Origin of the sequence: Salicola sp. Rm-C-2C1-2, from assembly GCF_040196175.1 — a bacterium.
Taxonomy (GTDB): domain Bacteria; phylum Pseudomonadota; class Gammaproteobacteria; order Pseudomonadales; family Oleiphilaceae; genus Halospina.
In genome coordinates, this window is record NZ_JBEFNF010000004.1 from 1 (window position 1) to 22,860 (window position 22,860).

17 protein-coding genes and 1 tRNA gene are annotated in these 22,860 nt (G+C 60.7%); 3 read left to right on the plus strand and 15 right to left on the minus strand.

From position 1 onward, the window contains the following. Nucleotides 1-138: 138 nt before the first annotated feature. The gene (locus tag AAF659_RS08515; protein WP_349751312.1) at nt 139-3,276 is read right to left on the minus strand and encodes a methylmalonyl-CoA mutase family protein; all 3,138 of its coding nucleotides are present in this window, start codon (nt 3,274-3,276) and stop codon (nt 139-141) included. Nucleotides 3,277-3,503: 227 nt separating this feature from the next. On the opposite strand from AAF659_RS08515, the gene AAF659_RS08520 reads away from it, so the two are divergent. Continuing rightward, nucleotides 3,504-4,676 carry a response regulator gene (locus AAF659_RS08520; protein WP_349751313.1) on the plus strand — a complete coding sequence of 391 codons (1,173 nt, stop codon included), beginning with the start codon at nt 3,504-3,506 and terminating at the stop codon, nt 4,674-4,676. A 64-nt stretch (nt 4,677-4,740) separates the two neighbouring features. Here the strand turns inward: AAF659_RS08520 and AAF659_RS08525 are convergent, their stop codons facing one another. The 4 genes from AAF659_RS08525 to AAF659_RS08540 are packed head-to-tail and all read right to left on the minus strand — an operon-like array spanning nt 4,741 to nt 11,235. Beyond that, entirely contained in the window at nt 4,741-7,098 is a 2,358-nt protein-coding gene (locus AAF659_RS08525; RefSeq protein ID WP_349751314.1) for an ATP-binding protein, read from the minus strand. Continuing rightward, nucleotides 7,099-9,186, minus strand: a complete 2,088-nt coding sequence (locus AAF659_RS08530; protein ID WP_349751315.1) for a GAF domain-containing protein — start codon at nt 9,184-9,186, stop codon at nt 7,099-7,101. It abuts the gene before it with no gap. Beyond that, nucleotides 9,183-10,856 (minus strand): diguanylate cyclase, encoded by a 1,674-nt coding sequence (locus tag AAF659_RS08535; protein WP_349751316.1) that lies wholly within the window; start codon nt 10,854-10,856, stop codon nt 9,183-9,185. The genes AAF659_RS08530 and AAF659_RS08535 overlap by 4 nt, the downstream gene beginning before the upstream one ends. Further along, on the minus strand, nt 10,849-11,235 hold the full coding sequence (locus AAF659_RS08540) for a response regulator (RefSeq protein WP_349751318.1): 387 nt from the start codon (nt 11,233-11,235) through the stop codon (nt 10,849-10,851). Before AAF659_RS08540 ends, AAF659_RS08535 begins: the two co-directional genes overlap by 8 nt. Nucleotides 11,236-11,426: 191 nt before the next feature. On the opposite strand from AAF659_RS08540, the gene AAF659_RS08545 reads away from it, so the two are divergent. Beyond that, on the plus strand, nt 11,427-12,098 hold the full coding sequence (locus AAF659_RS08545; RefSeq protein ID WP_349751319.1) for an META domain-containing protein: 672 nt from the start codon (nt 11,427-11,429) through the stop codon (nt 12,096-12,098). Then, complete coding sequence (locus tag AAF659_RS08550) at nt 12,095-13,195, plus strand: hypothetical protein (protein WP_349751320.1); 1,101 nt, start codon at nt 12,095-12,097, stop codon at nt 13,193-13,195. Before AAF659_RS08545 ends, AAF659_RS08550 begins: the two co-directional genes overlap by 4 nt. On the opposite strand, the gene AAF659_RS08555 is transcribed toward AAF659_RS08550, so the two are convergent. The 10 genes from AAF659_RS08555 to ald all read right to left on the minus strand — a co-directional run bounded on the left by AAF659_RS08555 (nt 13,192) and on the right by ald (nt 22,797). Next, the gene (locus AAF659_RS08555; protein WP_349751322.1) at nt 13,192-13,800 is read right to left on the minus strand and encodes an ABC-type transport auxiliary lipoprotein family protein; all 609 of its coding nucleotides are present in this window, start codon (nt 13,798-13,800) and stop codon (nt 13,192-13,194) included. The genes AAF659_RS08550 and AAF659_RS08555 overlap by 4 nt on opposite strands. Continuing rightward, nucleotides 13,797-14,738, minus strand: coding sequence for an MlaD family protein (locus AAF659_RS08560; RefSeq protein ID WP_349751323.1), 942 nt, complete (start codon nt 14,736-14,738; stop codon nt 13,797-13,799). The genes AAF659_RS08555 and AAF659_RS08560 overlap by 4 nt, the downstream gene beginning before the upstream one ends. Next, nucleotides 14,739-15,524, minus strand: coding sequence for an ABC transporter ATP-binding protein (locus tag AAF659_RS08565; protein WP_349751324.1), 786 nt, complete (start codon nt 15,522-15,524; stop codon nt 14,739-14,741). It abuts the gene before it with no gap. Between the two features lie 5 nt (nt 15,525-15,529). Then, nucleotides 15,530-16,651, minus strand: a complete 1,122-nt coding sequence (locus tag AAF659_RS08570) for an MlaE family ABC transporter permease (RefSeq protein WP_349751325.1) — start codon at nt 16,649-16,651, stop codon at nt 15,530-15,532. Nucleotides 16,652-16,674: 23 nt separating this feature from the next. Further along, the gene (locus AAF659_RS08575; protein WP_349751327.1) at nt 16,675-17,472 is read right to left on the minus strand and encodes a dienelactone hydrolase family protein; all 798 of its coding nucleotides are present in this window, start codon (nt 17,470-17,472) and stop codon (nt 16,675-16,677) included. Nucleotides 17,473-17,503: 31 nt separating this feature from the next. Then, nucleotides 17,504-19,147: a fatty acid--CoA ligase gene (locus tag AAF659_RS08580; protein ID WP_349751328.1), complete on the minus strand. Its 1,644-nt coding sequence runs from the start codon at nt 19,145-19,147 to the stop codon at nt 17,504-17,506. A gap of 97 nt (nt 19,148-19,244) precedes the next feature. Beyond that, nucleotides 19,245-20,042, minus strand: coding sequence for an undecaprenyl-diphosphate phosphatase (locus tag AAF659_RS08585; protein WP_349751329.1), 798 nt, complete (start codon nt 20,040-20,042; stop codon nt 19,245-19,247). A 64-nt stretch (nt 20,043-20,106) separates the two neighbouring features. Beyond that, nucleotides 20,107-20,183: transfer RNA gene (locus AAF659_RS08590), tRNA-Met, on the minus strand. 108 nt (nt 20,184-20,291) lie between these two features. Beyond that, nucleotides 20,292-21,641 (minus strand): alanine/glycine:cation symporter family protein, encoded by a 1,350-nt coding sequence (locus AAF659_RS08595; protein WP_349751330.1) that lies wholly within the window; start codon nt 21,639-21,641, stop codon nt 20,292-20,294. Nucleotides 21,642-21,681: 40 nt separating this feature from the next. After that, complete coding sequence (ald, locus tag AAF659_RS08600; protein ID WP_349751331.1) at nt 21,682-22,797, minus strand: alanine dehydrogenase; 1,116 nt, start codon at nt 22,795-22,797, stop codon at nt 21,682-21,684. Between the last annotated feature and the right edge of the window lie 63 nt (nt 22,798-22,860).

Here is a 22,860-nt window from a genome sequence, read left to right on the forward strand (position 1 = left end):
TTCCAGCGTCAACGGGTTATCGAGGCTGCGAAAGCTGAAAACCCGCGCCGCTGGTCCGGTGATATTCGAAAACTCAGCTTGCCGGAATCAGTGACTCTGAATCCGGAAACGGCGGTCAATTGTTAAAGAGCTGATGACTTAAAAGCGACATCTACGTTGACAGACACCGTTCTCGTCGTCGTTGGAGCGCATCAGTTCCAGTTCGCCGCCGGCTTCCTGGCCTTCCTTGGGAAGGTAGGTGTTCACGCCGATGATGGGCAGGGTGCCGTCGTGTTTCTTGTGTTCGTACACCATGGATTCCTCCTGGATCTTGCCGCGCTGGTACATGGTGTCCATCGCGCCGAGCACGCCGCCGCGTTCGTTGAGGCGTTCGAATTCGGCCAGTACCGCTTCTTCCACCTTGTCCGTGAGCTGCTCGACGATGTGCGAGCCCTGCCAGGGGGTTTCGCAGGCGTTGAGGCCGAGCTCTCGGTTGATGATGAGCTGGATGGCGACGGCGCGGCGCACGGAGTCTTCGGTGGGGGTGGTGATGGCTTCGTCGAAGGCGTTGGTGTGCAGGCTGTTGCAGTTGTCGAAGAGGGCGTAGAGCGCCTGCAGGGTGGTGCGGATGTCGTTGAACTGGATGTCCTGGGCGTGGAGGCTGCGCCCGCTGGTCTGGATGTGGTACTTGAGTTTCTGGGAGCGGTCGCTGGCGCCGTAGCGGTGTTTCATGGCGCGGGCCCAGATGCGGCGGGCCACGCGGCCGATGACGGCGTATTCCGGGTCCATGCCGTTGCTGAAGAAGAAGCTCAGGTTGGGCGCGAAGTCGTCGATGCGCATGCCGCGTGAGAGGTAGTACTCGACGATGGTGAAACCGTTGGCCAGGGTGAAGGCGAGCTGGGTGACGGGCGTGGCGCCGGCCTCGGCGATGTGGTAGCCGCTGATGGACACGCTGTAGAAGTTGCGCACGTCGTGGTCGGTGAAGTACAGCTGCACGTCGCCCATCATGTGCAGGGCGAATTCGGTGGAGAAGATGCAGGTGTTCTGGGCCTGGTCTTCCTTGAGGATGTCCGCCTGCACGGTGCCGCGCACCTGTTTGAGGGTGTGGGCGCGGATGCGTTCGTAGGTCTCGGCGTCCACCACTTCCTCGCCGCTGATGCCGAGCAGGCCGAGGCCCAGGCCGTTGTGGCCCTCGGGGAGTTCGTCCTGGTAGACGGGGCGGTCCCGGTCGGCAATCCGTTGTTGCACGTTCTCCCACTGGCCGGTGTCGCGCAGGTGTTGTTCCACCTGCTGGTCGATGGCGGCGTTCATGAAGAAGGCCAGGATCGTGGGCGCCGGGCCGTTGATGGTCATGGAGACGGAGGTGGTGGGGTCGCACAGGTCGAAGCCGGAGAAGAGCTTCTTCATGTCGTCCAGGGTGGCGATGGAGACGCCGCTGTTGCCGACCTTGCCGTAGATGTCCGGCCGGGGCGCGGGGTTTTCGCCGTAGAGGGTGACGGAGTCGAAGGCGGTGGAGAGCCGCGCCGCGGGCTGGTTCAGGGCCAGGTAGTGGAAGCGGCGGTTGGTGCGCTCGGGGGTGCCTTCGCCGGCGAACATGCGCGTGGGGTCTTCGCCTTCGCGCCGGTAGGGGAAGACGCCGGCGGTGTAGGGGTAGTGGCCGGGGAGGTTTTCCCTTCCAAGGAAGCGCACGAGTTCGCCCCAGTTGTGGGTCTGGGGTGGGGCGACCTTGGGGATCTGGAGGCCGCTGAGGGTTTCCTTGTAGTTGTCGCCTTCGATGGTCTTGTCGCGCACCTGGTACTGGTAGCGTTCGGCTTCCACGCCGGCCTTGCGTTCGGGCCAGTGGCGGAGTTCCGCGAGCATGGTTGGGTCGAGCTGCTCCAGCGCCTCGTTGTACTGGCGGCGCAGGGTGGCGATGGCCTCGTTGTCGTGTTCGGTGTTGGCGAAGGCGGTGAGGGCTTCGGGCAGTTCCGGGTCTTTCAGTGCGTGCAGGGCGTTCCAGGTGGCCTGGGCCTGGTTGGCGGCCTCGGCCATGGTTTCGATGCGGTCGCGTTCGGCGCGGCTGTTTTCGGCGATGTCCGCGAGGTAGCGGGTGCGTTCGGCGGCGATCAGGGGGTTGCTGTCCGGCAGGGCCCAGTGGAAGCGCTCGGTGGCGTCCCACTGGAGCCAGTCGGCGAGGCGTGTGAAGAGGCCGCTGACGCCGGCGTCGTTGAACTGGCTGGCGTTGGTGGCGAAGACGGGAATCTGCTCGCCGTCCACGTCGAAGCGGTTGTGGTTGCGCTTCCACTGCTTGCGCACGTCGCGCAGGGCATCCAGGGAGCCGCCGCGTTCGAACTTGTTGATGACGATGACCTCGGCCAGGTCGAGCATGTCGATCTTTTCGAGCTGGCTGGCGGCGCCGAAGTCGCTGGTCATCACGTAGAGGGGCAGGTCGACCAGGTCGACGATTTCGGAGTCGGACTGGCCGATGCCGGCGGTTTCGACGATCACCAGGTCGAAGCCGGCCTGCTTGAGGTAGGCGATGGCGTTGTTGAGTTCGGCGCTGGTGGCGAGGTTCTGGCGCCGGGTGGCCATGGAGCGGAAGAAGGCGCGCTCGCTCTGGAGGCTGTTCATGCGGATGCGGTCGCCGAGCAGGGCGCCGCCGGTGCGTCGGCGTGTGGGGTCGATGGCGAGCACGGCCACGCGCTTGTCCGGGCAGAAGCGCAGGAAGCGGTTGAGGAGTTCGTCCGTGAGGCTGGACTTGCCGGAGCCGCCGGTGCCGGTGAGGCCGATGACCGGTGTACTGCTCTCCGGGATCGGGCGTTTGTAGTCGCCGCGTTCGATGGCGGAGAGGTCCTGGGCCAGGGCGGCGGTTTCCGATGGTGTCTGGGAGCGTTGCTGGTTGCGGCGTTGTTCGGCGCGCTGGATGACGTCGTCGATCATGGCGACGAGGCCGGTGGTCATGGTGTCGTTGGGGTGGTAGAGGCGTTCGACGCCGTAGGCTTCGAGTTTGGTGATTTCCTCGGGGGTGATGGTGCCGCCGCCTCCGCCGAAGACGGCGACGTGGCTGATGCCTTCTTCGCCCAGGCGGTCGATGAGGTAGCGGAAGTATTCGTTGTGGCCGCCCTGGTAGGAGGAGACGGCGATGGCGTCGGCGTCTTCGTGGAGGGCGGCTTTTACGATTTCGTCGACGCTGCGGTTGTGGCCGAGGTGGATGACTTCGGCGCCTTTTTGTTGGATCAGGCGGCGCATGATGTTGATGGCGGCGTCGTGGCCGTCGAACAGGGAGGTGGAGGTGATGAAGCGCAGTGGTGTTGTCATTGTTGTTCCTAGCCTGCTTGTTTGTTGCGGGCCGCCTGATGAACCGGCAATTGCTTTCAGTTTGCAGGGCAAAAGGGGGCATTTTCGATGGCGTTTAGGGTCACAACGATTGTCATCAAGTGACAGATCCGGTTCGGACCGGTGTGCGGTTTAAAAGGGGGAAATTGCTGCTAGACTGAAGGCACTAGCGTATTCTGTTATTCCAGTCATGGTTAAGAGGCGGCTTGATGAGTGACTCCTGGTCAATTCTGGTGCTGGAGGATGATGTCTGGATTCAGGAGCTGATCCAGACGCTGCTGGAGTCCCTCTACCCGCAGGCGACGGTTGTGATCACCGGTTATCTGGCGCAGGCTGAGGATTATTGGCAGGCGAACCAGCCGGTGCTGGTGATTGTGGACTGGAATCTGCCTGATGGATACGGCACACAGCTGATACGCACCATCCGCAAGACCGATAGCGCTACCCCTGTGCTGATGCTGACCGGCAGGGCCGACCGTGGGAGTGTGACAAAGGCGGCGAGGCTCGGGATTCAGGGGTTCGTGGCAAAGCCTTTTGAAGTGGAGACGCTGAAAGAGCATCTTGAGTCCATTCTGCCGCCTCCGGAAGAGGCGTCTTCGCTGCCCGGGGAAGGACCTGATCTTGAGAGCATGTTGAGGGAGGCCAGCAGGCAGGGCGTCCGTATCTCGGGTGGTGTGAATCCGGCTGAATTATCGGAGCTCCTGAACCAGGGGGATTCGTTATCCATCAGCGATCTGGCGGCGCGTTGGGAGGCGCAGAGCCAGCTGGTGGCGGTGCTGTTGAATGCCGCCAACTCGGCGAGTCTGCGGCGAACGGGGCAGGCGTGCAGTACGTTGAAGGAGGCGCTGTCGGTGCTCGGCGTGCAGATCAGTCTGGCGCACGCCTCCGCGTTGGCGCTGGACGTTCGTGGCGCCCTGCGCGAGCCACGGCTTTTGGAACGGGCGGATGAGCTGCTGCACTGCAGTGAGAAGGTGGCGGCCTGGGCAGCCCGTGTGGCGCACTCAGTCCGGATGAATGCTGCCATTTGCATGACCGCGGGCCAGCTCTATTGCCTGGGGGAGCTGGCGGTGTTGAGTGTGTGCCAGCGCTTCGTGGATGCCGGCGGAGAGCTGGAGGACGAGACCCTGAAGGCTGCTCTGCACCACTGGAGCCCAACACTCGGGAATCGGGTCAAGTCGGACTGGTGTTTGCCGCTGCAGCTCCGGGATCTGATTGGCGCCACCCATGTGCTGGGCAGCGGCCATCAGGCAGCGGACCGGCTGGTAATGAGGGCAGCGCTGTTACTGGGGACCAATCACCACCATGCGCCTGAGCTCAATAAGCTCCTGAACCGCCTGGGTATTGAGAAGGACACACTACTGGCTGGCCTCGAGGCGGGATAACGGCAGGATGACCAGAAAATGGTTGAACGAGGCGCGCAGTGGTTCCCTCAGTTGCGAAGTGAGTTCATTGTTGGGGCAGCCATAACCAGAAGGTGGATCCCTGGCCTTCCACCGATTCGAAGGCAGCGTTGCCGCCCATCTGTGTCATGAGCTCCTTGGTGATTGCCAGCCCCAGGCCCGTACCGGGCTGCTTGCGATTATCTGATGTATCGGCCTGGCTGAACCGCTGAAAGATCTTAGGTTGGAAGTGGTCAGGAATGCCCGGGCCCTCATCGTGGACCTGGACCGCGACGCCGTGCGCGTCCGACTGGAAGTCGACAATAACGCGCCCACCCGAGGGAGAAAATTTGATGGCGTTGGAAATCAGATTGGACAGTGCTTGCGCGAAACGCTGTTTGTCCACGCTGACCGCAACCGGGGCATCCGGCTCGCGAGTCTCCAGGGTCACATTTCTCGGGTTGGCGAAGGCCAGGTGATTTTCCACGGCTTCACGGGTTATGGGGCGAATGTCATCTTCGCAGAGAGTCATCCTGACCTTGCCGGAAACGAGTTTCTCCATATCAAGTAGGTCGTTGACCAGGGCGCTCAGTTGCTGGGTATTGCGGTACGCGACGTTGGCCATTTTCTGAGCCTTGGCAGGTAACTCACCGGTGCCGCCCTGTGTAATCAGGCCCAGCGCCCCTGCTATGGAGGTGAGTGGCGTGCGCAGCTCGTGACTGACAGTGGAGATGAATTCGTTCTTCATGCGGTCCAGGCGTTTACGTTCCGTGATGTCTTCGGCAATGCCAAGATAGCCTGTGATGTCATCGGCGTCTGAGTGGATGGGCGTGATCGTCAGCCAAACCGGGATCCGGGCTCCGTCTTTCCTGAGGTAGGTCCATTCCTGTGCGTCGAGTCCTTTTTCCGTGGCCTTGGCAACAATTTGGCTGAATACGGTATCGCGTTCATTGGCTGCGATGCTGAAGTCTGTTTCAGGAATTTCGTCCGGATCGTGGAAAATCGCCGGTGTGCAGTCGTTTAGCTCGCTCGCGCTGTATCCCAGAAGCCGTTCGGCGCCACTGTTGAACAGGATGATCTGACCCCGCGGATCGGTCGCGATGATGGCCAATTCCGTGGCAGCTTCCAGTATGTTGCGCAACAGTCGCGTGGTTTCATCCAGCTCGCGCGTGCGCTCCGCCACCTCTTGCTGTACAGCTTCCCGGGACTGGCGAAGCTGGGCAACGCTTTGGCTGAGCCGCCGCGACATGCTACCCAGGGTCTCGCTCAGTTGGTTGAACTCAATAATATTGCTGCTGGGCAGCTCAATGGTCTCATGGTCTGTGATCCGTTGGTCCAGCGCCTCGCTGGCCTCGGTCAGGGCCCTGATGGGGGTTGTCAGAAAGCGACTCAGGATCAGTGCGGCGATCACGCCTAGAGTGAGTATCAGCGTCAGGAGTGCGAACAGGGTGGTGTACTTTTCCTGCAAAGCATCGACGACGGAGGCTGCCGGGAGTTCGGAAACGACAGCGGTGATGTCACCGCTGTCTCCGACTGGAGCCCGATGAACATAACGTCCCTGGCGCCATCGCTGCATCTGCGACATGTCTCCTGCAGGCAGCCACACACCAAAGTTTGCATCAAGAGCCCGGAGTTCGCCCTGCTCCGAGAGCGAGTTCAGCGTGCCCGTCTTTAGAATTGTTTGCTGCTTGCCAACCAGCACGCCTTGCGCCAGTGTTTTCTTGTTTGTGCTTGTCCAGTAACGGTGGTAGTTCAGATGCTTATCATCAAAATGGGCAATCAACCTCTGGTTATCCTGGGCCAGTTGTTGCGACATGCGCTCCTGCTCTTCCCAGAGTTGGGAGTGAGCTTCGTAGATGATGGGAGCGGCCCCAGCGATTAACACCAGTGAGAAAAAGGCGTAGAAAAAAACGTCGACTGTTTTTGCGCCCTGGCCTGAAAGAAAGCCTCTGGTAGCACCCAAGAGGCGAGCAAACATGATGACAGTGCCCGCGAGCAACGCGTTGAAAATGCCATTCAGCGGTTGCTTGAACAGGATGGTAGTCACCGCCTCTGCTGGCATACCCATGACGGAATTATAGAAACCATAGACCAGAGGCGCGCCCGCAATGAGCCAGAATAGAGCGTCGCCAACAACTGGGTTGAGCTTTTTGCGGTGGTAGAGCCAGGCCACAACAATGGCCTCGGCGATGAAAATAATCAGCGCATAGGGGTGGCCCCAGAGCGTGACCGTATACAAGCCACCTGCGGCCGCCACCAGTGCAGCAGGAATAACCCCGAGCAGCATGGCGGCAATGACAACCGCGACCGAACCGAAGATCAGATCGACGCCAAAGAACAGTGGGATAGTGGCCATGTTCCCAGCTATTGCTAGCGGGATCAGGATCAGGGTTCCAATCAGAACACGGGAGCGGGAAGCGGTCATTCAGTGTCTTTTATTCGCCTCTGGAAGAACAATTGTGAAGATAGAACCGCCCCCATCTCGCGCTTCATAGTGAATGGATCCGTTCATTTGCTCAATCAGTTCCTTGGTGATGGCCAGCCCTAAGCCGCTCCCGGGTTTCTTGCGGTTGGAGGCTTCCGCCTGGGCAAAGCGGTCAAACAGTTTACTCCTGAATTCTTCCGGGACGCCGGGCCCATGGTCATGCACATGGATGGCGATGCTGCTGTCATCGCAGGTGCAGGTAACCTCGACGCTGGTGTTATCCGGAGAGAATTTTATGGCGTTTGAAAGAAGGTTCGAAAGTGACTGGACCAGCCGGTCGCGGTCCACATCAACCCTGAACTCAAACACACAGGGCCGGTACTCGATGCTGATATTGCGTTCGGTTCCCAGTTCCCGGTTGACTTCAATAGCCTCCTCAATGATGGGGGCGAGAAACTCAACCCGGGTACTGATCCTGAGCTTGCCGGAAACGAGTTTCTCCATATCGAGCAGGTCGTTGATCAGGTTTGCCAGGCGGTCGCCGTTACGCTGTGCCATAGCCAGCAGGTAGCTGGCTTTATCGGGTATATGACCGGCGTTGCCAGCGGTGACCAGTTTCAGTGACCCCAGCATGGACGTCAGTGGCGTACGCAGCTCGTGACTGACAGTAGCAATGAACTGGTCTTTCATATTCTCAAGCTGTTTGCGCTCGGTAATGTCACCCAGGAAACCATGCCAGAGGACGCTGCCGTCAGACAGTTGCTCAGGTATGGACGTCCCCTGAATCCACCGGTGATCTTGGCTGTCGCCGCCAACCCGAAACGCCTGATGCCAGGGCTCAAGGGTTTCAAAAGAGTGCTGGATGGATGCCGCCACGGCCGGAAGATCGTCTGGGTGGGTGCGTGCGAAAAGCGCCTGCGCATCCGCCATGGCCTGCTTTGGGGTGATGCCATAGAGGTTTTCGATACCGCTGGAGACGAATGGGAACACGACGGTACCGTCGGGCCAGCGTCGGAACTGATAGATGGCGCCGGGGATCTGGCGCAGCAGCTTCTCAAGCTCATCATGGCGCTTGTAGTGGATGAGCTGGTGACTGATCCAGCGGCTCAGAAGGCGTATAAAGAGGCGTTCGCTGTCGTCGAACGGTTCTCTTGGGGCTGAGGAGCCGAAATTGACGGTGCCAAAGGTGCCGTCCTCGCTTTCGAGCCGTGTTCCAATGTAGGCCTCCAACTGGAAGGTCTCGTAGCACGGATGGGTGTTGGCTCCCGAGTGTCTCATCTCGTGGATGGCCAGCTCTCTTTGTTGCGACATCACCATGTCGCAATAAGTACTTCCGAGATCAAATTGTTGACCCGGCTGGAGAGCCACACCGTCAGCCACATCGCACCAGCGTACGGTGTAGCAGTCGCCCGTTATGTCGCTGACAATACCGACATCCAGCCCGAGAAACTGTCGCCCGAGGGCCAGAGCCTGCTGGATCTGTTCATCCAGACCGCCTTCCAGCTCAAAGGCAATTTCGTTGAGCAGCGTCAACGCCCGGTTAGTACGGGCTAGTTCGCGTTCTTTCTGGCGCTGGGATTCTTGCAGCGAGCGGGCTTCCCGCTGGTCCTGGCGGATTGCCTGCTCTGCCAGATCGCCGAGTGCTTGAAGACAGGCCTGCTGGGATTCGCTAAACGCCCTGGGCTCGGTGTCGATAAGGCACAGGGTGCCCACGGGGTGGCCATTGTCATCATGGATGGGCACGCCGGCGTAGAACCGGATATGGGGTGGCCCGGTGACCAGTGGGTTGTCTGCGAAGCGTTCGTCCTCCAGCGTATCCCCGATAACCATTGGGACATCCTGGTAGACCACATGGCCACAGAAGGAGATATCGCGACCGGTCTCCGCTACGTTGAGCCCCTGTCGGGACTTGAACCATTGCCTGTTGTCATCAACCAGAGTCACCAGGGCAATGGGCACGCCGAGGCTGAAACGCGCTATCTCGGTCAGCCGGTCCAGGCGTGAGTCTGGCGCGGAGGCCAGCAAGCCGGTTTCTTCGACCGCCTGCTGGCGTGCTACCTCATTGCAGGGCGTGCGAGGGGTTTTCATAGCACGGCTTGTGCACTGCTGAAAGCGGTGAAGACACAGTTACGACCGGCCTGCTTGGAGCGGTACAGGGCGGCATCTGCCTGTTCCAGCAGCTGCTCACCCATCAGTTTGGGAAAACTCCGGGTATCAACGATCCCTGCTGAAAGTGTGCACGAGAAATGCGCTTGACGATCCACAAAACTGATCTCGCCGAAGGCTTCTCTGAGCTTGTTTACCAGACTTTCCGCTGTTCGAGCGTCGCAGTTGGGCAGTACAGCAACAAATTCTTCACCCCCGTAACGCCCCAACCGGTCGGAACGGCGAAAATGCTGGGAAAGCAGTGTGCCCACGGTACTGATGACAATATCGCCCAATGCGTGCCCATAGGTATCGTTAACCTGCTTGAAGTGGTCAATATCGAGCATGACCACCGATAAAGGATTACCGCTGCGGCTTGCCCCTTGGAGTTCAGTTTCAAGGGCATCCTTGATGTTGGCGTGCCTCAGCAGGCCGGTGAGCCCGTCCAGTGCAATGGCCTGAAGCATGTCACGCTGGCGCCTGACCCGGTTACGGCAGGTCTTGATCAGATACTCATCGCTGACTGGTTTGTTGATGAAGTCATCTCCGCCACGCATAAGCGCGATAGTGCGCTCACGTTGGCTCTGTTCCTGAGTCAGGTACAGGATCGGCAGATTATTCCATTTTTCGAACTGTCTGAGCATGGCTGCAAGTTCATCACCTGAAACCTCCGGCATGTTCAGATCCATGAGAACGAGTTCGGGCTGGAATTCCGACGTCGTGTCGAGGAGAAGCGGTGCTTGCTGGAGCGTTTCCACTACCATTCCAGCGTGAGTAAGAACTGTGTCCAGATGTTCCAGCAGCTCGGGATCATCATCCACGATCAGAATCCGCTCGCCGCCCTGGCGCCGCTTTCGGATTGATCGCGTGATCTTTGCCGCAATTTTGGGGATGTTCAGGGGTTTAACAAAATACCCCTCGGCACCGGCACGGACTGCTTCCAGGCGCACGTAGAAGTCTTCGTGTCCGCCCATGAAAATGACGGGGCACTCAACCTGCGCCAGCAGTGATCGCCAGTGGTCCGTCGATGTTGTGGTGGACTCGGAAGTACCTGCTCTGTGATCAAGCAGTAGCAGGTCAGTGTTACCTGTCTTGTCCGAAAGGAAGTTTTGCGGGCTCCTGTGGCTGTGAACCCGAAAACCAAAGCTCTCAAACTGGTGGGCCAGGTAATCCGCGAGGATGCCATCGCGCTCTACAAGCGCGATGGTCGGAGCGTCCGAGTCGCCGCCTTGCGCCGCGCTCTCGACGCCCACACTTGAGGAGGCGGTTTCATCCGTGCCCAGATGCGTGGCAAGTTTGCTCAGCTCATCCTGGAATCCTTTAAGCTTGAAAACTGCACCTGGCGAGGATTCATCAATCCAGGCCTGTACTTGCTGTTCCAGCTTGCGGGCATGAGCACCCAGCTGGTGGAAACCAAAAGTACCAGCGGAGCCCGCTAGTTTATGGAGCTTCTGGCGCAGTGCTGCGACGGCCTCATCGGTATCGGTCTGGGTTTGCGCTTCTTCCGCCAGGCTGGTGATGACCTCCAGCTCACCATTGAGCCTCTCCCTGTATGCCGATCGGAGCCTGGCAAGTTTGGAGGTAAGCTGATCATTATTGGCAGAGTCAGTCATGGAAGCGCTCCCAGATCCGAGCGATATCCTCCGATACCGTCATTGGATCAAAAGGTTTGGGGATGACGTCAAAAACCCCCATTTCCCGGTAACGCGCCATCTCCTCAGGGTGGACCTTGGCTGTCATGAGAATAACCGGCACATTCTCCAATGCACCACGCTCGCGTAGCGTCTGGAAGGTTTCGATGCCGTCCATATCCGGCATCATGACATCGAGCAGGATCAGATCCGGAGCGAAGGCGTTTACGGTATCCAGAGCCTGCTGACCGGATTCACACAGTGAGACCTCGTAGCCACCAACTTCCTCCAACGCTAACTGGGCGACCTGGCGGATATCATCGTCGTCTTCGACATAGAGAATGCGGTTGAGCTCAGGCATAACCGGCCTCACTGTAAAGATTTCATTAAAGTATAGATAAGAGAAGGGAAATATGCGACGAGCGCTCGCCCTTCGGTGGCGTGACACCTGTAAGGTAGATTTCCGCCTCTGGATTCATGGGTAATCCCACAACCAGCTATCAAGCCTTTATACTGTTTTCACATTTCGATGTGCCGTTACCGGAGTCCGTGATGCGAATGCGCATAGCTCGCCTTGCCCTGCTGTCCTCGGTGCTGGCGTTGCCGGCCTGTCAGTTAATGCCGGAGGGCACTGAGCCGGCGGATCACCAGTTGAGCTGTGGTGACCGTACCCTAGGGTACAGCCTCGCCGGGGACCGGGTGCAGTTGTATCTGGAGGACGGCAAGCGGGAACTCAGGCGCGAGGAAAGCGCCTCGGGGGCCCTGTACCGGACCCGTTCCGGTGATACCGAATTCTGGAGCAAGGGTGAGCGGGTGACCGTGATCCTGGCCGGGCAACGCCTCCCCGAATGCCGGCATACGGACCGGGCGAGTCTGGAGCCTCGCCGCTGGCGGGTGGTTGCGGTGGAGGATAATCCGGTTCCTGAACAGGCGCGGCCAGTTACCCTGAACTTTATGCCAGAGGGGCGTCTTGCGGGGCGCTCCGGCTGCAACCACTTCATGGCGGCCTGGGAACGTGTTGGGGACCGCCTGATCATCGAGCGGGGGGCAACCACCCGGATGGCGTGCTCGCCTTCCGTCATGGACTTCGAGCAACGGTTTCTCGGGGCCTTGAGCTGGGTTGAAAACGCTCGCAGGGAAGAGGACGGAACGCTGGTGCTTGTTGGTCGTGACGAGGGCAGGTTGATCCGGGCCGCGGCATCCATGGAAGGTGACACGCAATGACGAACTGGATCTGGCTCCGTAGCAGCAGTAAGCGGGCACTGGCGCTGGCGGCGTTGGTGCTGGTGAGCCTGACGGGATGCAGTGTCCGCTCGCCGGGGGTTGATCCCGAGGTTGTCCGGGTGGATCAGGTGGGTCAACAGCGTGAGCAATCCGGGGAATCCATGAATAAGGCCGCCAGAGCGCCGGTCACCGTGGAAAAGGAAAGCAGTACGGATGAAAGCGCGAAGGAAACAGGACCTTCCTTTGCTGAAAAGCGCGAACAGTTCTCCGGGCCCGCGCAGCTGGATGAACCGGAGGCTCTGGGTCGCGCACTGGCGGTGTTCTACCGTATGCGCTCACGGGCATTCATGGCGCCGGTGGCCAGCCACGTTCAGGGTGTCGTGAATCTTGGTGGTTCAGGTGATGACCGTGAGACACGCAGTTGCCCTGAGGGGGGTGTTTTTCATCTGGAGTGGCAGGGCACGGCGGGGGAACGCTCAGGCTCCCGGGAGCTGCTCTACCAGTTTGACGAGTGCCGTGGTCGCTTCGGGAGTGGCCCCATGCTTTTGCTCAACGGTGATTACCGGCGCGACTTCCGCCCGCTGGTAGGGCGTGAGCAGGTGATCGAGTCTTTCGATGTTCATGGCTACCAGGGCCAGGGCAGCCAGCGCCAGCCGATCGCTCTGCGTGGCAGGCAGCGTGTCCTGCGCCCGGCTGAGGGCGGTGTGGTGCGCAGCACCGAGCGCATGGAGATGATGCTGGGCGAAACCTACACCGCCCTGAAAGGGGTGCGTGATGAGATCGCCCCGGAGGAAGGTGAGAGTGACAGTGACTTCGCCTCCTTCAATACCCGTTTCGTGACCACGGTTGAGGGGCGCCTGTTCAGTTCCGAGCTCGGCGGGTGGCTGGATATGGCCACCGCCACGGGGCTGGTGGAACAACAGGCCCCCTGTTCCGCCAGTGGCGTTGTGGCACTCAGTGGCAAGCGTAATGGCGAGGTGCGCTTCGGGCCCCATACCGGCACCCATCACCGGGTGGCGCTGGAGCTGGAAAGCGGTGAGGTGGCGCGCTATGAGCGTTGCTCCGACTTTGGGGAGGCGTTTGGATTCGGGCGCTAGTGCTCCTGCGCCACCCAGCCCAGTAGCTGTTCGGCCATCCGGTCAATAGCCGTGCTCATGGCACGGGCTGCGGCCGGTGGGCGGTTTTCCGCCAGCGGCTCGGATACCTCGAAACGGCGGGTGGCTCTGGTGCCGTCTTCCTGTCTGTCGAGCAGCTGCGCATCGAAACGGATAACGGCTCGCGGCGTTGCCCCGGTCTGGTCCACGAGAAAGGCGCGCAGATGGCCACTCAGGGCCAGATCCGCGTTCAGGTTGGCATCACGGAAGTCCAGCGTGTGGAAGGCGCCGGTGTTGTGGAAGGCATCCAGCAGCTGGTCCCGCCAGAGCTCCGGGGCCGGCGCGGCCCAGCGGATGCCGGACCAGGCGCTGAGGCGCTGCCCCTCGCGGAGCACAACCACCCGGTTGCTGCTGGTCAGGTCGTCCGCCCTTGGTGCCTGGATCTGCAGGGACGTAGCTCCGGGCATTGCGGTCTGTTCGCCGAGGCTGGAGGGCGGCAGCCGGTAGAGCTCGTAGTGATTGGGCGCTGGCAGCACGCTGCAGGCGCCCACAAGGGTGAGGGCTAGCAGTGTCACAAGCCGTGCGGGCAGGCGGGCAGTGTGCCTCATGGCTGGTATTCCTCGAGTTTGTCCCGGTTAAAGAGGGTGCCGGCTGCGTCTGACTCCAGCCGTTGGCTGAGTTCGCGCAGCGCGCGCAGGGTGCGGCGCATTTCCTCCAGGGTTGGTTCCAGGTGGGCGGAGCCTTTAAGAGTGTCTTGCAGTGCCTGCTGATTATTGCTCACCAGTTTTTCAATGTCGGTGACGGCCCGGCGGGTAGCACGCGCTGCCTCTGCAGTATGCGTCAGCGCGGGGGAGGCGTCTTTCTCCAGCATCTCACGGCTGTCCGTAATCAGTGCCCTTGCCTCGCGCAGGGTGGTGCTTGCCTGTTCTCCGGTACGCTTCCAGCGCGCCACGGCATCACTAATCCGTTCCTGCTGGTTGTTCAGGTTCCGGGTCAGTTCTGCCGTGTTGGCCAGGGTCTTCTCAAAGTTTTCCAGATTACGCTCGGATAGCAGGGTGTCCATTTGCTTCACCAGCCGATTGACGTTGCCAAGGATGTCGCCGCTTTCCTCTCGTAATTGGGCAAAAGGTGAGGGACGTGCGGGGATTTCCGGTACGCTGCTGGATTCCGCGAGCAGCGGTAGGCTGTCTGGTGTGCCGCCGCCGAGCCTGATATGGGCGGTACCGGAGAGCAGGCCCGTGGGCTGGATCTGGGCATGGGTGTTCTGTTTGACCGGTGTGGTTGGGTCGACCGCGATGCGCGCCAGCACGCGGCGTGGGTCACGTGGGTCCAGCTCCAGTTGGGTGACTTCGCCAACGGTAATGCCGTTGTATTTAACGTTGCTGCCAACGATCAGCCCGGACACCGCTTCGTTGAATACAATCCGGTATTCAGCCTGCCTCTGATTCAGACCGCCCTCGGCCAGCCACCATCCGAACAGCAGTGCCCCAGCGAGCAACACAACGGCGAAGAGCCCGATCAGGACGTGATGGGTTCGGGTCTCCATTCAGGCATTCTCCCGGTTGTTGGAGGATTGGCGCAGCGCCGCCCGGCCCCGCGCGCCGTGAAAATAGGCCCGGATCCAGTCGTCGTCGGTAGTGGCTACCTCCTCGACAGGACCGATGGCCATGACGTGCCCCTCGCCCAGTACCGCCACCCGGTCACAGACGCGGTGGAGTGTATCCAGGTCATGGGTGACGAGGAATACCGTTAGGCCGAGAGCGTTGCGTAGAGTCAGGATCAGTTCGTCGAAGGCGGCGGCGCTGATGGGGTCAAGGCCGGCCGTGGGCTCGTCCAGAAACAGCAGATCCGGATCCAGTGCCAATGCCCGGGCCAGAGCTGCGCGCTTGACCATGCCGCCGGACAGCGATTCCGGGTAGAGTCGTGCTGTCTGGGCCTCCAGACCCGCCAGCCGCAGTCGGGTGAGGGCGAGCGCTTCAGCATCGGTTTTGCGTAGCTGGGCTTGTTCGCGCAGGGGCAGAGCGATGTTTTCGCACAGTGTTAGAGATGAGTACAGAGCGCCGCGCTGGAAGAGTACCCCGGTGCGCTGGGTCAGGCGGAAATCCGGGGCTCCCCGGTGATCCAGCGGTGTGCCGGCCAGGGTGATGCGCCCGGCGTTGGGCTCGTGCAGACCCACGATGCTGCGCAGAAGCACGGATTTGCCAGTACCTGAGCCCCCAACGACACCCAGGATCTCGCCGCCATTCAGCGCCAGATCAAGGCCCTTATGGACCGAGTGGTCTCCAAAGCGGTTAACCAGTCCATTGACCTCAATGAGAGTGTTACCCGCCATGAGCGCTACCACCCGATTTCCATGAAGTACATGGCTGCCAGTGCGTCGAGGAGGATCACCACAAAAATAGATTGTACCACGCTGGAGGTGGTGTGTGCCCCGACCGAGCGAGCGCTGCCGCCCGCCTTGAACCCTTCGAGGCAGCCTATGACGGCGATCAGGAAGGCGAAGAAAGGGGCTTTAACGAGTCCGGCCAGGTAGTGGTTGAGAGGCACTTCGCTGATGACTGTAATGAAAAGCGGCAGCGGCACGTCTACCACCGTCAAGGCAATAAGGCCGCCACCGGCAAGGCCGGCGAGCACGGCAATGAAGCTGAGAAGTGGCAGCATCAACACCACCGCCAGTACCCGTGGCAGGACCTCGAGTTCCACTGGATCCAGGCCTTGGGCACGGAGGGCATCCAGTTCTTCGTTGGCGTTCATGGCGCCCAGGTGGGCGGTAAAGGCACTGGCGGTGCGGCCGGCCAGTACAATGGCAGTGATCAGTACGCCGAATTCCCGCAGAAAAGAGTAGGCGACCAGGTTGATAGTGTAGACGCTGGCGCCGAACTGACCCAGCACGGTAGCACCGAGATAGGCGATGACGGCACCCACGGCAAAGGTGAGAAGCGCAACAATGGGCACCGCGTTGAGACCAGTGGACTCCATATGGTGCAGCAAAGCTGAGAACCGCCAGCGCCGGGGAGTGACCAGGCTGCGCCCGGCACAAACGAGTACGGCACCAATGAAGCCGATCAGAAGCCGCGCCTTGCCGGCGGCATCGGTCAGTGCCAGCCCCATGCGAGCCAGTAGCTCCAGCGGCCCGCGACGGGGTTCCGGTGGCAGGACACCACAGCCGGTCATGGCATCCGCGACCGTGATCAGAAGAGCACGATGTGCTGGCGCGATGTCCGGGCTGGTTTCAGCAATGCGGCGCAGGCGTTCCGCGCCCACCAGCTCTGCCAGAAGGGTGGCGCCTGCCGTATCCAGGCGTTGGATGCCATCGAGAATCAGCTGGCTTGGAGCGCTGCTGCGCGCTTTTGTGACCCGGCGCAGGGCGCCGTAGTGAGGGAGTGTCCAGTCACCCGTAGCCTGTAACGTTTCGCCGTCTTCGGCGGTGCGCAGCTGCCCCGGTTCAGCGCTTGCCATAGGCGTCCCGGGGCGGGGCATGGTCAGTCAAAAAGCCCGTCATAGAAGCGTAGAGTCTCTTGCCAGGCTGTTTCCGCCGCTTGCTCGTCATAGCCTACCGGCATATCGAACTTATCGGCGTATGTGTCCGCCTCAGGGTTCATGAACGAGTGCTGTACACCCGGGAAGCTTTGCAGCGCGTAGTCCACATCAGCGTTGTGCATCTCCTGCACGAAGCCGGAAACCTGTTTGGCGGGAACAAACTGGTCAGCGCCACCGGTGTAGGCCCGCACAGCAGCGTCCACTTCACCGGACTGCGCCTCAACAGGGCTGCCCAGGCTGCCGTGGAAACTCACAACGCCGTCCAGATCCATGCCCAGGCGAGCCATATTCAGCACCACAGCGCCGCCAAAGCAATAGCCCTGAGCCGCGATCTGGTCCGGGTTGACGGTGTTGTGGTCCTGAAGGCGTGTCATGGCAGTGCGGAAGCGGGCCTGCATCAGGTCCATATCGCTGTTGGCCTGCTTCATGAATGCTTGAGCCTGATCCGGATGGTCCGCGTGCTTGCCCTCGCCATACATGTCCAGGGCCAGAGCGGTATAGCCCTCTTTTGCCAGTTTCTCCGCCTGGTTACGGCTGAATTCATCATGGCCCCACCACTCGTGCACCACGAGAACGCCGGGGCGCTCGCCGTTGACACTGTCATCCCAGGCCATATAGCCGGTGTGCTCCTGACCCTTTACGGAGTAAGTGATGCTTTGCGTCTGGAGCTCGGCGGTGGCCGCCGCGCTCAGACCCAACGCTGCGGCGCCCAGTAAGGTGTTGCGAAGAAGATGCGTCATGATGGTCTCCGTTATTGATTCGTTGCGGGCATTACGACAGTTGATCCCGGATCAGTTTCTTGTTGACTTTGCCTACGCTTGTTTTGGGGATGTCTTCGACAAAATCAACGCCCTGCGGGATGGCCCATTTGTTGATGGTGCCGTTGTCCACGAAACCCTGAAGGTGGGTCTTGATGGCGTCGGCGTCGGCGTTGTCGCCGGGATTCAGAACCACGATGGCGTGCGGGCGCTCGCCCCATTTGTCGTCCGGAAGGCCGACTACAGCGGCCGAAGCCACGGCGGGATGCTGGCTGATCATGTTCTCAAGATCCAGGGATGATATCCACTCGCCACCGGTTTTGATGACGTCCTTGATCCGGTCTTTGATCACCAGGGTGTTGTCCGGTTCGATGCTGGCGACGTCGCCAGTGTGTAGCCAGCCGCCGGCCCACAGCTCTTCACCCTTTTCCGGGTTCTTGAGGTAGCTGGCCGTCAGCCATGGTGCTCGGGCTACGACTTCCCCCTGGGCCACGCCGTCCTTCGGCAATGGGTTACCGTCCTCATCGTGGATCTCGACCTCCGCCATGGGCACCGGAACACCGGTCTTGATGCGCTTCTCGGTCTGCTGATCCGACGGCAGCTCCAGATCCTCAGGCTTGAGATGGGTAGCGGTAAGAAGCGGCCCGGTTTCAGACATACCATAGCCGGTGTACATGCTGATGCCCATGTCCGCCGCTGCATCACAAAGGCCCTTGGGCAGTGCGCTGCCGCCGATCAGCACGTGCCAGTTGCTGAGATCCGCAGTCTTGATGCCCTCGGTGGCCATCAGCATCTGCATGATGGTGGGCACGCAGTGGGAGAAGCTCACGTTGTGGGTCTTGAGCAGTTCCACCAGAAGCTCAGGCTCATAGCGGCCAGGGTAGACCTGTTTTACGCCCATCATGGTGGCCGCGTAGGGCACACCCCAGGCATGCACGTGGAACATGGGTGTGATCGGCATATACACATCGCTGGAACGCATCAGCGGCTGCTCATCGAAGTGCGAAAGCGTGCCCGTGGCGACCAGGGTATGCAGCACCAGCTGGCGGTGGGTGAAGAAAACGCCTTTGGGATTGCCGGTGGTGCCGGTGGTGTAGAAGGTGGTGGCAATGGCGTTTTCGTCGAAGTCCGGGAACTCGAAACAGGAGTTCGCCTTGCTCAGAAGGGCTTCGTATTCGCCGTGGGTCGCCAGTTGGGTACGCTTTGGTGCGTTGTTGTCTGTGAGCTGGATGGTGCCCTTGACCGTTTCGAGCTGATCGCTCACCTCTTCGACTAGGGGCAGGAAGTCATCGTGGATCAGCACCAAATCATCTTCAGCATGATTCATGGTGTAGAGAATCTGCTCCGGCGACAGGCGCACATTCACGGTGTGCAGTACAGCTCCGATCATGGGAATGGCGAAGAAGCATTCAAGGTAGCGCGGGGTGTCCCAGTCCAGCACCGCCACTGTGTCCCCTTGTTTAACGCCAGCATCCGTGAGCAAGTGGGCGAGGCGGTGGATACGCTCGACCAGGTCGGTATAGGTGTAGCGGCTGCGGTTGGCGTAGATGATCTCCTGATCGGGATTGTAGCGGGGGCCGGAGAGCAGGAGCTGTTTGATCAGAAGGGGGTAGCTGTGCGCGTTCTCAGCGGCGGGCAGTGTCTTGGGCTGTGCCATTGGGCGCCTCTCTTGCTTGTTGTTGGATGTGCACCTCACAAGCGTAATACAAAACGCTGTTCTTTCATGCCCATGTGGGGCTGTGAATCGGATTTTCTTACCAGAGGACGAGGACCAGCAGGGCGCCCAGGACCAGCCGGTAGATGACGTAGGGCATGAGCCCGATACGTTCCAGGAAGCGCAGGAACAGGTGGATGCACAGCAGGGCGCTGATGAACGAGAGCAGCGTGCCCCAAGCGATGGCATGCCAGTCTGTGGCGCCGCCCTGTTCGATAAGCTCAAGGGTTTTGAGGGCGCCGGCAGCGGTGATCAGGGGGATGGAAAGCCAGAAGGAAAAGCGCGCGGCGTCTTCGCGGCGCAGACCCAGGAACAGGGCTGCTGTGATGGTGATGCCGGAGCGCGAAGTGCCCGGGATCAGTGCCAGGGCCTGGGCCAGACCGATGATAAGGGCATCCTTCAGAGTCACTGCGGCCAATGAGCGTTGGCGTGTGCCCGTGGCATCCGACCACCACAGAAGCAGGCCGAACCCGATGGTGGTGGCGGCGATAACCCAGCCGGAGCGCAGCTGATCTGCAACCACATCATTGAGAAGGATGCCGGCCAGGCCGGCCGGGATGGTTCCCAGGATTACGGCCCAGGCAAGGCGGCTGTCTTCGGTGGTGTGACGCTTGGCGGTATCCCGGAACCAGGCATTGGTCATGCGCCAGACATCCTGCCGGAAATAGCTGAGTACAGCGCAGAGCGAGCCTACGTGCACGGCCACGTCGAAGGCCAGGCCCTGATCCTGCCAGCCGAGAAGGGCAGAGGGGAGAATGAGATGCGCGGAGCTGCTGATCGGAAGGAATTCCGTCAGGCCCTGAATGATGGCGAGTGCGATGATCTGCCAGATTTCCATGGCGATACGCTCAGAAAATCCATAAAAAAAGCCGCAGCGTCAGGCTCCGGCTTTTTACACGATATGGTAGCAAGGGGCGGATTCGAACCGCCGACCCCGGCATTATGAGTGCCGTGCTCTAACCATCTGAGCTACCTTGCCGTAAACCTCGTCAACGCCTGAACTTTGGCGTTGAGGCGCGTATTCTCTGGATTTTTCCCCGGGGTGTCAAGACACCCCGGGGATTGCGGTCACAGCAGTTAATCAGGCTCAGTTCTCATCAGCTCCCTCTTGGGCAAAGTGCTCGCGGGTAACGGCGAACACTGTGCCGGAAAGGGCGAGCAGTGCGATCAGGTTGGGTATGGCCATCAGGGCGTTGAGCACATCCGCGATCAGCCAGATCAGCTCAAGGTTGGCCACTGCCCCCAGGACCAGCAGCACGACCCACAGGTAGCGGTAGGGCATGATTACACGCACACCGAACAGAAACTCCGCGCAGCGTTCTCCGTAATAGCTCCAGGCCACAATGGTCGTGAAGGCGAAGAAGATCATGCCGAAGGTGACCACCCAGTTGCCGCCCGGAATGCCCTGGTTGAACGCCATGGAGGTCAGGGCTGCACCGGACTCGCCGGTTTCCCAGGCGCCGGTAAGTATAATCACTAAGGCTGTCATGGTGCACACAACGATGGTGTCGATGAAGGTGCCCATCATGCCCACTGTTCCCTGGCGTACTGGGCTGTTGGTCTTTGCCGCGGCGTGCGCGATGGGGGCTGAACCCAGGCCGGCTTCATTGGAAAAGACGCCACGCGCCACGCCGAACCGCAGCGCTGCCCATACAGCAGCTCCGGCAAATCCGCCAGTGGCGGCCGTTCCAGTGAAAGCCCCGGTGACGATGTTTGCCAGTGCGGCGGGAACCTCAGGAAGGTTCCAAAGGATGACAGCGAGTGCCCCAAGCATGTAGATCACAGCCATCAGCGGAACCACCTTCTCGGTCAGTTGCGCGATGCGGCGTATGCCGCCGATGATCACAAGGAAGACCAGAATGGCCAGTACCACGCCGGTTACCCAGGGTGGCACTGCGAGGTTGGTCTCCACTACGTCGGCCACGGCGTTCGCCTGGACGGTGTTACCAATCCCGAACGCCGCTATCATGGCAAAGAATGCGAACAGGATTCCCAGCCAGTGCCAGCGGGCGCCCAGGCCATTCTTGATGTAGTACATGGGCCCGCCGACATAGCGCCCTTCTTCATCAACCTCGCGGTACTTTACAGCGAGCAGCGCTTCCGCATACTTGGTGGCCATGCCCACCAGCGCCGTGATCCACATCCAGAACACGGCGCCCGGGCCGCCGAGCGCGATGGCGGTGGCCACTCCGCCGATATTGCCAGTACCGATGGTTGCGGACAGGCTTGTCGAAAGCGCCTGGAAAGGGGTGATCTCACCTTCTTCCGTGGCCTTCCGGCCCAGGAGCATCTGCTTGAAGCCGTAACCGATGCGGCGTATGGGCATGCCACGCAGCCCCAGCGTCAGGAAGAGGCCGGTGCCGAGCAGCAGGGCCAGCATCGCGGGTCCCCACACGACGCTGCTGATGCTCTCCAGTGCGTTCATCAGTGTTTCCATGCAGTCCTCCAGGTCTGGTTTTTCTATGGGAATGATGGCCTCAGCCGAGTATGTCTTCAGGGGAGGTGGCGCTCCGCCCCTGGCTTTGTGCCACCGGAACGCACGTCAGTGTGCCATCCGCTACGTTCAGGCCGTTACGCAGGTTGCGGTCCGCCTGCAATGCCTGGCGCCAGCCCTGGTCAGCGATGCTGAGGATATGCGGCAATGTGGCATTGGTGAGAGCCAGTGTGGACGTTCTGGGAACGGCGCCTGGCATATTGGCCACGCAGTAATGGACGACACCATCCACCACGTAGGTGGGGGCGGCATGGGTCGTGGGCTGACTGGTTTCAAAGCAGCCGCCCTGATCGATGGCGACGTCCACCAACACGGCACCGCTGTTCATCCGCGTGACCATATCCCGCGTAACCAGCTTGGGCGCGCCGGCGCCACTGACAAGGACAGCACCAATCACCAGGTCACTGTCCAGAACAGCCCCTTCCAGGCTGGTTCCTGTGGCATAGAGCGTTTTCAGGGCGGGCCCGAATTGATGGGACAGCCGCTCAAGGACGTCCGGGCTGCGATCCAGCACCGTGACATCCGCGCCCATGCCCATAGCGATCTGGATGGCATTCTGCCCAACCACGCCCCCTCCGATGACGGTTACCCGGGCTGGCATCACGCCGGGAACGCCGCCCATGAGCAGGCCGCGACCACCGAAGATGCTTTCCAGAGCCTGTGCCCCCGCCTGGGCGGACAGCCGACCGGCCACCTGTGACATCGGGCGCAGGAGCGGTAAGTGACCGTGGTCATCCGTAACGGTTTCGTAAGCGATGCAGATAGCGCCAGAGTTCATGAGGGCGTCGGTCAACGCCCGATCCGGCGCCAGGTGGAGATAGGTGAACAGTATGTGCTGTGGCCCCAGCAGATCGCATTCGCTGGGTTGGGGCTCTTTGACTTTAACGATGAGTTCCGCCGTGCTGACTACTGCCTCAGCATGGGGCAGGATATGGGCGCCTGCCTGCTGGTAGTGCTCGTCGCTGGCATCAATACCCTGGCCAGCGCCGGTCTCCACGTAAACCTCATGTCCGTGTGCTGCCAGTTCCCCCACCCCCTCGGGAGTCAGCCCAACCCGGAATTCCTGGCTCTTGATTTCCTTAGGGACCCCAATCCGCATGTCGTCGTCCTCGGCTAGCTTGTGTGACAGCGTTCATGCTAATGCGTCTGCATAAGCAATGTC

Bases quoted from the DNA above. Each gene is read 5' to 3' on its own strand.
- AAF659_RS08515 (WP_349751312.1), bottom strand. From the start codon at position 3,276: ATGACAACACCACTGCGCTTCATCACCTCCACCTCCCTGTTCGACGGC.
- AAF659_RS08520 (WP_349751313.1), top strand. From the start codon at position 3,504: ATGAGTGACTCCTGGTCAATTCTGGTGCTGGAGGATGATGTCTGGATT.
- AAF659_RS08525 (WP_349751314.1), bottom strand. From the start codon at position 7,098: ATGACCGCTTCCCGCTCCCGTGTTCTGATTGGAACCCTGATCCTGATC.
- AAF659_RS08530 (WP_349751315.1), bottom strand. From the start codon at position 9,186: ATGAAAACCCCTCGCACGCCCTGCAATGAGGTAGCACGCCAGCAGGCG.
- AAF659_RS08535 (WP_349751316.1), bottom strand. From the start codon at position 10,856: ATGACTGACTCTGCCAATAATGATCAGCTTACCTCCAAACTTGCCAGG.
- AAF659_RS08540 (WP_349751318.1), bottom strand. From the start codon at position 11,235: ATGCCTGAGCTCAACCGCATTCTCTATGTCGAAGACGACGATGATATC.
- AAF659_RS08545 (WP_349751319.1), top strand. From the start codon at position 11,427: ATGCGAATGCGCATAGCTCGCCTTGCCCTGCTGTCCTCGGTGCTGGCG.
- AAF659_RS08550 (WP_349751320.1), top strand. From the start codon at position 12,095: ATGACGAACTGGATCTGGCTCCGTAGCAGCAGTAAGCGGGCACTGGCG.
- AAF659_RS08555 (WP_349751322.1), bottom strand. From the start codon at position 13,800: ATGAGGCACACTGCCCGCCTGCCCGCACGGCTTGTGACACTGCTAGCC.
- AAF659_RS08560 (WP_349751323.1), bottom strand. From the start codon at position 14,738: ATGGAGACCCGAACCCATCACGTCCTGATCGGGCTCTTCGCCGTTGTG.
- AAF659_RS08565 (WP_349751324.1), bottom strand. From the start codon at position 15,524: ATGGCGGGTAACACTCTCATTGAGGTCAATGGACTGGTTAACCGCTTT.
- AAF659_RS08570 (WP_349751325.1), bottom strand. From the start codon at position 16,651: ATGGCAAGCGCTGAACCGGGGCAGCTGCGCACCGCCGAAGACGGCGAA.
- AAF659_RS08575 (WP_349751327.1), bottom strand. From the start codon at position 17,472: ATGACGCATCTTCTTCGCAACACCTTACTGGGCGCCGCAGCGTTGGGT.
- AAF659_RS08580 (WP_349751328.1), bottom strand. From the start codon at position 19,147: ATGGCACAGCCCAAGACACTGCCCGCCGCTGAGAACGCGCACAGCTAC.
- AAF659_RS08585 (WP_349751329.1), bottom strand. From the start codon at position 20,042: ATGGAAATCTGGCAGATCATCGCACTCGCCATCATTCAGGGCCTGACG.
- AAF659_RS08595 (WP_349751330.1), bottom strand. From the start codon at position 21,641: ATGGAAACACTGATGAACGCACTGGAGAGCATCAGCAGCGTCGTGTGG.
- ald (WP_349751331.1), bottom strand. From the start codon at position 22,797: ATGCGGATTGGGGTCCCTAAGGAAATCAAGAGCCAGGAATTCCGGGTT.